We start from the raw sequence: 10,702 nt of genomic DNA, 5'->3' as shown, positions 1-10,702 counted from the left end.
GTTCCCACAAGTCATCAGGCACAAGTTCAGCAGCCACCCAACCAATCCTGCCGAGACAACACTTAACTGCCAAGTCCCACAACGAACGTCATTCTGAAACGGTCAGTTAGACGGCAGCTCTCAAGGCCAAGGTGGTGATGGCCAGCAGAAGGAACGGGTACTGCAGACCGAAGGAGCAGTCGCGTGCTCGCAGGTGGGTCACTATGGCGGCGCCGAAGAAGAGAACGAGGCCGGCCGCCGCAGTCATGCCGATCACCGGTATCCAGAATCCAACGAGCAGCCCAAGCGCGGCTGCTGCCTTGGGGACTCCTAGCCAGGGCATCCATGAGCGCGGCACGCCGACCGTGTCCATGGCGACGCCGACACGCTCCCACCGCACGAAGTCAGCACCTGCCGAGAACAGGCAATACGCGATGGTGAGTACGGCAACGATGACATAGGCAATGGCCACGGTTCTCAGCTCCAGGGGTCCCAGCCAGCAGGGCACTTCCGCCTCTAGGACGGATCAGCTGGCTCAGATGTGACAGGTGTCGCCTCCCAGGACACATACGGGACAACCCTCAATTCGCCGCCGCGCAGTGATCCGTTCCAGCAGCTCGGGACCCAGCATGCACCGGATCGTAGAAGGCTGCCGGACTACGGCGAGCAAGAACCGGACCGTTCAGCCACCTACTTCTGCTGACGACCGCTTGTTCAGGGCTCGATCGCTATGAATGTCGGTTCTGGTCGGGCCGACCATGCGCCAGACGCTGAGCTTCGGCCGTGACCTCGGCATCGAGCTGCGCCAACGTCCTGTTCCCGTACTCGACGATGTCGTACTCGTCGTCATCCAGCTCAGCAAGACACTCGGCCAGGGGTAGCTGGTGGCCGAACCGCTGATGGATGCGCACAGCAAGCTCTCGCGGCGTCAGCCGGCCCGCCAGCATCTGGTGCGCGAGCGCCCGCACGGCAGCGTCCTGCCCGGCCTCGCTGTCGCGCGGGTAGAACGCAAGGTCCAGCTCGTCGAGTACGACGGGAAGCAAGTCGGGAACGTCGTACTCCGCCTCGGCACGTGTGTATCCGGCCAGAATGCGCAGTGCCGGGCTGTCTAGTCCGGCAACGAGTGCCGCGCAGGCAGCCTCGACGACGTCGTGAGCATGGGCCTGGCGCTACCCCGACCACCGGGACTGCCAGCCCCGGCCACCGGCGCGGCAGCCCCGACCACACAAGTCAGCACGCCGCAAGGCGCGGGCCTGTCTTCAAAGTCCCGCCTGCCCTTCGGGCGACGACGCGACTTTGCGCAAACGGCCTAGCTAGAGTTGCGACGCCCCTCCGTCGACAGGGAACTCCGTTCCCGTCGAGAAGGTCGCACCGAACGCCAGGTACGCCACCGCGGCGGCCACCTCCTCGGACGACCCCAGCCGCTGCATCGGAATGGTGCTCCGGTAGGTCTCCTTCGTCGCCTCGACGACATCGGCGGGCGGCGAGGAGCGGTCCAGGATGCCCGAGTCGATCGGGCCGGGGCTCACGGCATTGACGCGCACCTTGCGCGGCAGCAGCTCGCGGGCCAGGGTGCGTGTCATCGACCGCAGGGCTGCCTTGCTCGCCGAGTAGACACTGAGCGCGTCGAGACCCAGGACGTTGACCACCGACGTGGTGAGAACCACGCCGCTTCCCTCGCGCAGCAACGGCGCCAACGCCTGCACCGTGAAGTACGGGCCCTTGGTGTTGATGGCGAACAGCTCGTCGTACATCTCCTCCGTCGTCGCCTCCAAGGGCGCGGACGCAGTGACGCCGGCGTTGACGAACAGCGCGTCCAGCGCACCGAACCGCTCCCGGACCGTGCCGGCCAGCGCCTTGATGGCCTTCAGGGACGCGGCGTCGCTGCGGACGCCGACCGCCTTGTCCCCCAACTGCTCAAGCGCGGCGTCCAGAGTGGATCGGGTACGGCCGGTGATCAGTACGTCCGCCCCACCGTCCGCGAACAACCGGGCCGCGGCCAGGCCGATACCGCTGCTTCCACCCGTGATCACGATCTTCTTGCCGTCATAAGTGCTCATGCCCCCAAGCCAATTACCCGCCCGCACCCCCTGTCCAAGACCTGTTCCGTATGCCGTCATGCCCCCGGCGTATGACACGCGCGACGTACCCTGGGCCAATGGACGTTGATCTGCGGCTCGTGCGCTATTTCACGGTCGTGGCGGAGTACGGCAACTTCGGCCGGGCCGCCACCAAGCTGCACCTGGCACAGCCGTCGCTGAGCCGCCAGATCCAGCGACTGGAAGCCCAGCTCGGTGTCCGGCTTTTCGACCGTACGCCGCAGGGCAGCAGCCTCACCGACGCCGGTCAGGCATTCCTTCCCGGGGCCCGGACACTGCTCCACGAGGCCGAGCAAGCCGCTCGCACGGCCAGAGCCGCCCTCCAGCCCCCTACCATCACCGTCGGCTGCGCCGAAGGACTGGTCATCACCGCCTGCATGCAGGAACTGCGCCGCCGGCACCCCGATAGCCAGGTCCGCACCCGGCACCTCGACTGGCGGGACACGCACGCCCTCGCCGAGGGGCGCATCGACGCCCTCGTCGCCTACAAACCCCTGCCCTTCCCCGCGGACGGCCTGCGGGTGACCACGCTCCATCAGGAGCCGCGGGTACTCGCCACATCGGCGAGCCATCATCTGGCGCACGAGAAAGCCGTCAGCCTGCGGGCTCTGCCGGACGAGGAACTGGTGGCCTGCGCCAGCACTCCGGTCCTCTGGAGCACGCCCAAGCCGGCCGGCGACCGCCCGGCACCACCCCCGCCCGCGATCGACGACAGCTACGAGGACAAGCTGGAACTCATCGCCACCGGCCACTGTGTCGCGATCTTCCCTGCCAGCGACCGACGCGCCGCTGTGCGCGAGGACATCGCCCTGGTGCCCGTCACCGACATCGATCCCTGCGAGCTCATGCTCGCCACGCGCGCCGGCGACCCCAATCCGCTGCTCGGATCCCTCGAAGACGTCGCACGTACCGTGCTCGGCACAGCCTCCCGACAGGAGAACAACACGCTGCCGGTCAGCTGACCCCTCGCTGCGACGCCTCCAAATGATCTTGTGTGGTGGATCACGGTCGGTCGATACGTCGCCATGAGAACTGCCGGGTGCCGAGCGGGAGTTCGTCCATTCAAGCCGGGCTGATGGTGCGCGGGCAGTGCGGGGCAGGGCCGGGCGGTCATGGATTCCTCGATCCGGTGGACGCGGACGCGGGCGGCTCCCGGAAGTGCTGGCAGCGGCCGGGGCGGTGCAGGGGGTGCAGCGGCCGTCCCCGGCGGGATCGGCGCGGCGGGGTGCGGGCCCGGTACACGCGGCGCGCCGGGGCCAGTTGAGGCAGGCCTTCACCGAATGGGGCCAGGTCTTCGGCGACGAAGTCCTCGCCACGTCGATCCTCGACCGGCTCCTGCACCACTGCGAAGAGGTCGCCATCAGCGGCCCCAGCTACCGGCCCAAGAACCGCCTCAAGGCCATCGAGCGAGACACGGAAGTCACCTGGCCCGGAGGCTCAAGCCCCTGCCTCAGTTGCTCGCCCGGCGGGATGAAAGCGTCTGCGCTATCGGCATCCTCAACATGCCCGTGAGCGTCCATCGTGATGGCCGCCACCCGGGCCCTCGTCCTTCCAGTGGGCCCGCCACCCGCCACCAGGCACTGCGGCGACGGCCTGGTCGGCCTTCTCAAGGTGGGAGAAGTCCTCGAAGTCCGTGACAGGACGCATCGCGCCTCGCTTGGGGTCAACGACAAGGGCCGTCCCCGTTGCCGGGTCCCATGCTTCCACCCGCACCATGGGGCCGCTCAACGGTTGGAGTGCCATTGAAGATGGCAGTCCAACCCAATGACCGACGAGCGTCGAGCGACGGACGACGGACGACGGACGACGAGCAACGAGCGGCTGTGACCAGTACCTTTCCGACCGCCTTTAGTCGATCCTGACCACGTACTTGCCCCGCACCCCGCCCGCCTCCAGCGCCCGGTGTGCCGCCGCTGTCTCTTCCAGCGGGAAGATTGTGTCCACAGCCGGCCGCAGCTTGCCTGCCGTCACCTGGCGGGCGAGGTCGTCGAAGAGCGCACGTTTGGGGTTGCCGCTGAAGAAGCGCACCCGGCCGCGTCCGTGGACGGCGCTGGCCGCGATGTAGCCCAGCGAGGCGGCGGGCCGCGTCAGGTCGAAGGCGATGGTGACCATGCGTCCGCCGGGCTTCAGCATCCGCCGTACGGCAGGCAGGTCGGTGCCCGCCGTGTCCAGGATGACGTCGAACAGTCCCAGTTGCGCAGGGGACACCGTCCGGTGGTCGACGGCGTGGTGGGCACCGAGCGTACGGACGAAGGCGAGGTTGGCAGCGCGGGCCAGGGCCGTGACCTCGGCGCCATAGGCCTGTCCGAGCTGGACGGCGGCGTTGCCGACGCCGCCCGCCGCGCCCCGTACGAGCAGCCGTTCGCCGGGGCGCAGTGCGGCCTTGTCGCGCAGGGCCGTGACGGCCGTGGTGGCCACCGGCAGCGCGGCGGCGGCCACGAGGTCCAGCCCGTCCGGGACCCGGCCCAGCCGCTCGGGCCGCAGCGTCACGTACTGGGCAGCGCTGCCGAATGCGGAGCGGCCCAGGACGCCCCACACCCGCTCGCCGACCGCTACGCCGCTCGCGCGGGTGCCCAGTGCGGCGATCTCGCCGGTGAAGTCCAGCCCGATGCGCTGGGGGAACTTACCGCCGGTGATGAGGCGGGCCCGGCCGGAACGGGCCGCCAGTTCGCCGCCGTTCACGCTGAACGCGCGCACGCGCACCAGGACCTCTCCGGGTGCCGGCCGGGGACGCGGCACCCGGCCCACATACAGCACCTCGGGGCCGCCGAAGCGGTCGAACAGTACGGCCTTCATCGTGCCCTCGTCCATCGTTTGTGTTCTCACCTTCGCCACCAGGGGCCGTGCGGGGGATCGTGACGCCGAGCGTAGGCTGGCAACCGGACGAGATCGTCCACTTGAGCGGAGGTGAGAGACAGCGGTGGGGCAATCCTCTCGGATCGCGGGGCAGGACAGTCTGCGGGCGGACGCCCAGCGCAACAGGCGGCGCATCCTTGCGGCTGCCCGCGTGGTCTTCGCCGAGCACGGCATCGACGCGCCCATGGCGACCGTGGCCCGGCGGGCGGGGGTCGGCGTGGCGACGCTCTACCGGCGTTTCCCGACACGCAACGCCCTGGTGCGGGCCGCGTTCGCGCACCAGATGGAGACCTGTGCCCGGGCGCTCACCGAGGCGCTGGCCGACCCCGACCCGTGGCAGGGCTTCAAGCAGTTGCTCGAGACGGTCTGCGAACTGCAACGGGAGGAACGCGGCTTCCCGGCCGCGTTCCTCGCGGCCTTCCCGGACAGCAGACAAGAACACGAGCGGGTACGGGACCAGGCCGAGCGGGACTTCATGATGCTGGTCCGCAGGGCCCAGGCGGCGGGCGCGCTGCGGGCCGACTTCCACCCCTCCGACTTTGCCGTGGCCCTGTTGTCCCACTGCGGGCTGGTCACCGCGCTGCCGGATGACCGTGCGGCATCCCGGCGCCTGGTGGCGTACTTGCTCCAGTCGTTCAGCGCCCGGGCCGCCCACGCAGCGCTGCCGGCGCCCAGCGCACTGTCGCTGCGCAGCCTTCCGCTCGCGGCCGACGGCTCAGGGCAACAGCGGCCCCCGGAGCCTGATACGAAGCGGCGCCCGCCGCAGGACCGCCCTCCGGACGACCGCACCACCTTACACAACAGACCCTGACCGCCCCGACCACACAGACCAGCACCCGGCGCTTAGCGCCAGGGACTGTCTCTTGAGCTTCCGTGAGATCGTCGTGCTCGTGATCGAGTCCTGGGTGATCAATGACGACAGCCCTGTCCCTGTGCCGTCAGTGGTAGTGACGGAGGCGCTTCGGTCGAGGATCGACGGCGGTCAGCTTGAGACGTGGCTGACCAGTTCGTCCGGTCGGTCGCTGGCCGTCGTGACGAACACTGAGCGCGCCATGGTGATGCTGCTGAGAGGCGAGGGCGACCCCGGCGAGCATGCCGTGGACCCCGGGGCTCAGGGGTCGAGCGACGGGTTCGTCCTCTCCAACGGGCAGGACGACGAGTACCTGGATGAGGAAACCGTCCCCATCGTTGAGGCGTTCCGGCTCGTGGAGCACATCGTTGGCACAGGTTCTTGGCCTGCGGACGCACATTGGGTGGTTGATTGCTGAGCAGGCTCAGATCCGGCCAGGGAGAGCAGGTTCGGTACTTCCACGCGACGGGCTCCAGGGTTCGGCGATGATCGGCCCACCGCCGAACCGCGGACCGGATCGGCCGGCAACAGCGGCTCGATCCCCCCACGTCGCACCAGTGATCAGTAAGCGGACAGACACATCCGGTCAACTGACCAGCCAATCAAAGAGACATGCGCTGGCCGCGAGGGCGCGGTGACGGCTGCTCTCCGGGACGCCCTCCGACCGGGACCCGCCCGGAGGGCGGTGGCAGATACCGGGCGCCACCCCGACCACCGGCCCGGCAACCCCGCCCTGAGCGAACCTCACGAACCACAGTCCGTTGGAAGCGCTGCGGAAACCTCACGGCTTCTGACGTTGCTCTTGCTGATGGTGCGCGGGAGCACCAACAGGCCGCGCGCCTCATGCCCGCCCGGTTTTCGGGATGCCTGGCGCCCTGGCACTCCGCGCCGACAGACCCCGGGCGGCGGTCCGCGGCACTCAGTTCGGGTCGGCGTTCGCAGTCACTACGTCGACGGCGTGGCGACGGTGTGCGGCGAAGAGGTCGAGCGCGGTTTCAGTGTCGCGCGAGCGCAGCGCGGTCACGAGCCCGTGGTGTTCTTGCGGAATGCAGCCGAGGTACCCGTCGGTGCTGAGGTTGATCCGGGTCAGCAGGAACAGGTGGACCTGGCATCGGATGCCGTCCCAGGCGTCGGCGAGACGCTGGTGGCCGGCGGCGGCGAAGACGGCGTCGTGGAAGGCGATGTCCAACCGCACCATCTCGTGGGCGTCCGTTACGTGCTGCATGACCTCGGCTGCCTTGGCAAGGGAGGCGAGGTCCTCGTCCGCGGCGCATGTGATCACTTGGCGGACAGCCAGGTCTTCCAGTGCGCCACGCAGGCTGTCGAGCTCCGCGACATCCTCAGCAGACACCGTCGTCACTGTTGTCCCGCGGTGCCACGCGCAGTGGACCAGTCCCTCGCGTTCCAGTACCCGCAGAGCTTCCCGTACCGGGCCGCGGCTGACATCCATCGTGGCGGACAGTTCCACCTCACGCAGCTGGGCGCCAGGGGCGTACAACCCGCTGAAGATGGCTTCCCGGATCCGGTCTGCGACCTCGTCCGACAGGCCGCGGCGGCGAGCCGGTGACACCTTGCCCTGATCATTCATGCCTGACTTGCACCTCCTCCAAGCTACGTCCTAATGTTAACATTACGTCGTTGTCTCATTGTTAACATTAGGACAATGCACATAACCCGCTCTGGACCCGCCCACGGAAAGGCAATGCCGTGACCGTTCTCGACTCCCCAATCCCGCGCTTCCACCTGGCCATACCGGTCGACGACCTGACCGCCGCGCGCCGTTTCTACGGCGAGGTGCTGGGTCTGGAGCAGGGCCGCAGCGCGGACACCTGGGTGGACTGGAATCTGCACGGCCACCAGTTCGTCACGCACCTGGCACCGGAGCGCGCCCAGCGCATCCACAACCCGGTCGACGGTCACGACGTACCGGTGCCGCACTTCGGGCTGATCCTGACGATCCCCGCCTTCCAGGAACTCACCGAGCGGCTTCGTACGGCGGGCATCGAGTTCGTCATCGAGCCCTACGTCCGCTTCGAGGGCCGGCAAGGCGAGCAACACACGATGTTCCTCCTCGACCCGGCCGGCAACGCCCTTGAGTTCAAGGCGTTCGCCGACGACTCCCGGGTGTTCGCCGCCTGACCGGCAGCCACCGCACCCCTTATTCCCACCCACGAAAGACAGGACGAACTCATGAAGGTGTTCCAGATCGGCGCTGCCGGAGGAGTCGGCCGCCGCCTCACCCAACTCCTCACCGCTCGCGGGGACTCGGTGACCGGCATGCACCGCGGGCCCGATCAGGGAGAGAGCGTGCGCGAGGCCGGCGGGACACCGGTGATCGGTGATCTCATCGGCGACAGCGTCGACGACCTTGTGCAGAAGATGCAGGGCCATGACGCCGTGGTTTTCTCGGCCGGCGCGCACGGCACCGGCATGGACAAGACGACCCTGATCGACGGCAAGGGCCTTCAGAAGGCTGCCGACGCGGCCGCGCTCGCCGGGGTGACGCGGTTCGTGCTGGTCTCGGTGTTTCCCGACGCACTGCGCGGCGGTGAGGCCGGTGAGGGCTTCGAGCACTACATCAAGGTCAAGAAGAGCGCCGACGTGTATCTGACGCGCACGGGTCTCGACTGGCTGATCGTCCGTCCCGGCACCCTGCTGGACACCCCCGGCAGCGGCCGGGTCACGGCGGGCCAGGCCGTCGAGTACGGCGACGTGCACCGCGACGACGTCGCCGCGTTCATCGACGCCGCCCTGCACGAGCCGCGCCTGAGCCACCTCATCGTCGAGCTGACCTCCGGCGACACCCCCGTCGCAGACGCGGTCGCCCGCCTCGCCGCCTGAGCCCGGCGCCCCTCGCTCACCTCCGCATCCCCCCACCAGAAAAGGACAACCACCATGACCGCCATCGATTCCTACAGCCACGGCGTCTCGGGCGAGCGCGAGTTCGGCTTCGCCCAGGCCATCAAGGTCGAGCACACGATCTATGTCTCGGGCCAGCTCTCCCACGACGAAGAGGGCAACTTCCTCTACGCGGACGACTTCGAGGCCCAGAGCGAGCAGGTCTTCGCCAACTTCGAGAAGGTCCTCGCCCACTACGGCGCCACCCGCAACCAGGTCGTCTCCGAGACCCAGTACATCGTCGACCTGCCGAAGTACAACAACGCGATGGCGGCCGCCAACCTGGCCTACTTCGGCGACCACCGCCCCACCAGCAGCACCATCGGCGTGGCCTCGCTGTTCTTCCCCGGCCAGCTCATCGAGACCAGCTTCGTCCTCGACACCCGTCTGCCCGCCTGAGGGCCACGGCGTACCGGAGCTCGGTCCTCACCAGCTCCGCAGACGCATATGGGCGGTCGTCCGACGGTTCAACGGCCTGCCCGACCGGCACCCGGCCTTCCGGGCGAGCGAGATCATCGGGGGCGGCGACGGGCCGGTGCGGTCCGCCTTCTCACCGGGACGGACGGCAGCACCTACCGGGAACGGCTCGTGGCGCTGGACGGCGCCGAGCGGAAGCTGAGTTACGAGATCGCCGCGGCACCGCTGCCGGTCCGCGGCTACTGCTCGACGCTGCACGTCCAGCCTGTCGCCGACACCGGTGGTGACTTCCTCAGCTGGCACGCCGCGCGATCCGGCCGAGGTCACCACCGCCCGGGAAGCCACCGCGGCCCCCTCGAAGCTGCCTACGCCCCGGCCATCGCGGGCCTCCACACGATCATCGCCTGACCTCCGAGGGCAGCAGGCCCCCGCGCTGTCATCGATCACCGACCACGAAAGAAGCACCACCCGCATGAGTTCCCTGTTCACTCCCCTCACCCTGCGGTCCCTTCAGATACCCAACCGGGTCTGGATGTCCCCGATGTGCATGTACTCCGCCGCCCCCGAAGGCCCGGACACCGGCGCTCCGACCGACTTCCACCTCACCCACCTGGCCTCCCGCGCCGCCGGCGGTGCGGGTCTGGTCATGGCCGAGGCCACCGGCGTCCGGCCCGACGGGCGCATCAGCCCGTGGGACCTGGGCCTATGGAACGACCGCCAGCAGGAGGCGTTCACCCGCATCGCCGAGGCCCTCAAGGCCCATGGCGCCGTCCCGGCCATCCAGCTCGCCCACGCCGGCCGCAAGGCGTCGGTGGACAAGCCCTGGCTGTCCGACCGCTACCTGACCGAGGACGAGAACGGCTGGCGGCCCGTCGCACCCAGCGCGATCGCCTACGACGGACTCGCCGTCCCACACGAGCTGACCGTGGAGGAGATCCAGCAGCTCGTACGTGACTTCGCCGACTCCGCCCGGCGCGCACTGGCCGCCGGCTTCCAGGTGGCCGAGGTGCACGGCGCCCACGGCTACCTGATCAACTCCTTCCTCTCCCCGGCCTCCAACCAGCGCACCGACGCCTACGGCGGCAGCTTCGAGAACCGGATCCGCTTCGCCCTGGAGGTCGTCGACGCCGTCCGCGCCGTGTGGCCCGAGGACCTGCCGGTCTTCTTCCGCACCTCGGCCACCGACTGGCTGACCGAGAACCCCGAGGACGAGCGCGAGGGCTGGACCGGGGACGACACCGTGCGCCTGGCCAAAGAACTGACGGCCCGCGGCGTCGACCTGCTGGATGTGTCCACCGGCGGCATGGTCCGCGACGCCAAGATCGTCGCCGGGCCGAACTACCAGGTCCCCTTCGCCACCCGGGCCCGCAAGGCCACCGGCATCCCCACCGCCGCCGTCGGCATCATCACCGAGCCCCAGCAGGCCGAGGAGATCCTCACCAGCGGGCAGGCCGACGCCGTCTTCCTCGGCCGCGAACTGCTCCGCAACCCCTACTGGCCGCACCACGCCGCGCTCGCACTCGACACCGAGCCGACCTGGCCCGACCAGTACGCCTACGCCGTCAAGCGCCGCTAGCACTGACATCCCCCACCTCTAACCTCT

At 68.9% G+C, this 10,702-nt stretch carries 13 protein-coding genes and 2 pseudogenes; 9 read left to right on the top strand and 6 right to left on the bottom strand.

Annotation, left to right across the window (positions count from 1 at the left end; all coding sequences use genetic code 11):
- Positions 1-106: 106 nt before the first annotated feature.
- The 3 genes from IE226_RS38375 to IE226_RS38365 all read right to left on the bottom strand — a co-directional run bounded on the left by IE226_RS38375 (position 107) and on the right by IE226_RS38365 (position 2,039).
- Positions 107-451 carry a DoxX family protein gene (locus IE226_RS38375; protein ID WP_190086144.1) on the bottom strand — a complete coding sequence of 115 codons (345 nt, stop codon included), beginning with the start codon at positions 449-451 and terminating at the stop codon, positions 107-109.
- A gap of 256 nt (positions 452-707) precedes the next feature.
- On the bottom strand, positions 708-1,022 hold the full coding sequence (locus tag IE226_RS38370; protein ID WP_229871813.1) for a hypothetical protein: 315 nt from the start codon (positions 1,020-1,022) through the stop codon (positions 708-710).
- Positions 1,023-1,292: 270 nt separating this feature from the next.
- Positions 1,293-2,039 carry an SDR family oxidoreductase gene (locus IE226_RS38365; RefSeq protein WP_190086143.1) on the bottom strand — a complete coding sequence of 249 codons (747 nt, stop codon included), beginning with the start codon at positions 2,037-2,039 and terminating at the stop codon, positions 1,293-1,295.
- 98 nt (positions 2,040-2,137) lie between these two features.
- On the opposite strand from IE226_RS38365, the gene IE226_RS38360 reads away from it, so the two are divergent.
- Both IE226_RS38360 and IE226_RS45315 read left to right on the top strand, forming a co-directional pair.
- Positions 2,138-3,040 (top strand): LysR family transcriptional regulator, encoded by a 903-nt coding sequence (locus IE226_RS38360; protein WP_190086142.1) that lies wholly within the window; start codon positions 2,138-2,140, stop codon positions 3,038-3,040.
- Between the two features lie 304 nt (positions 3,041-3,344).
- Positions 3,345-3,500: pseudogene (locus IE226_RS45315) on the top strand (ATP-binding protein); the annotation flags it as partial.
- A 426-nt stretch (positions 3,501-3,926) separates the two neighbouring features.
- Here the strand turns inward: IE226_RS45315 and IE226_RS38350 are convergent.
- Positions 3,927-4,889: an NAD(P)-dependent alcohol dehydrogenase gene (locus IE226_RS38350; protein ID WP_190086141.1), complete on the bottom strand. Its 963-nt coding sequence runs from the start codon at positions 4,887-4,889 to the stop codon at positions 3,927-3,929.
- A 109-nt stretch (positions 4,890-4,998) separates the two neighbouring features.
- Between IE226_RS38350 and IE226_RS38345 the strand changes: the two genes are divergently transcribed.
- Positions 4,999-5,745 (top strand): TetR/AcrR family transcriptional regulator, encoded by a 747-nt coding sequence (locus tag IE226_RS38345; protein WP_190086140.1) that lies wholly within the window; start codon positions 4,999-5,001, stop codon positions 5,743-5,745.
- A gap of 52 nt (positions 5,746-5,797) precedes the next feature.
- Positions 5,798-6,202, top strand: coding sequence for a hypothetical protein (locus IE226_RS38340; RefSeq protein ID WP_229871812.1), 405 nt, complete (start codon positions 5,798-5,800; stop codon positions 6,200-6,202).
- A gap of 7 nt (positions 6,203-6,209) precedes the next feature.
- Here the strand turns inward: IE226_RS38340 and IE226_RS38335 are convergent.
- Positions 6,210-6,364 (bottom strand): annotated as a pseudogene (locus IE226_RS38335) (transposase); the annotation flags it as partial.
- Between the two features lie 339 nt (positions 6,365-6,703).
- Positions 6,704-7,372, bottom strand: coding sequence for a GntR family transcriptional regulator (locus IE226_RS38330; protein ID WP_190086139.1), 669 nt, complete (start codon positions 7,370-7,372; stop codon positions 6,704-6,706).
- A gap of 119 nt (positions 7,373-7,491) precedes the next feature.
- Here IE226_RS38330 and IE226_RS38325 point away from each other — a divergent pair, with 119 nt between their 5' ends.
- From IE226_RS38325 to IE226_RS38305, 5 genes are all read left to right on the top strand, one after another.
- A complete protein-coding gene (locus tag IE226_RS38325; protein ID WP_190086138.1) occupies positions 7,492-7,923 on the top strand; it encodes a VOC family protein in 432 nt (143 codons plus the stop codon).
- 51 nt (positions 7,924-7,974) lie between these two features.
- A complete protein-coding gene (locus IE226_RS38320; protein ID WP_190086137.1) occupies positions 7,975-8,625 on the top strand; it encodes an NAD(P)H-binding protein in 651 nt (216 codons plus the stop codon).
- A 54-nt stretch (positions 8,626-8,679) separates the two neighbouring features.
- Positions 8,680-9,081, top strand: coding sequence for a RidA family protein (locus IE226_RS38315; protein WP_190086136.1), 402 nt, complete (start codon positions 8,680-8,682; stop codon positions 9,079-9,081).
- Positions 9,082-9,129: 48 nt separating this feature from the next.
- On the top strand, positions 9,130-9,507 hold the full coding sequence (locus IE226_RS38310) for an SRPBCC family protein (protein WP_229871811.1): 378 nt from the start codon (positions 9,130-9,132) through the stop codon (positions 9,505-9,507).
- A 64-nt stretch (positions 9,508-9,571) separates the two neighbouring features.
- Entirely contained in the window at positions 9,572-10,675 is a 1,104-nt protein-coding gene (locus IE226_RS38305) for an NADH:flavin oxidoreductase/NADH oxidase (protein ID WP_190086135.1), read from the top strand.
- Positions 10,676-10,702 lie beyond the last annotated feature (27 nt).

This window comes from Streptomyces longisporoflavus (assembly GCF_014649775.1).
GTDB lineage: Bacteria > Actinomycetota > Actinomycetes > Streptomycetales > Streptomycetaceae > Streptomyces > Streptomyces longisporoflavus.
This window is presented reverse-complemented; position numbering and strand designations above follow the sequence as displayed.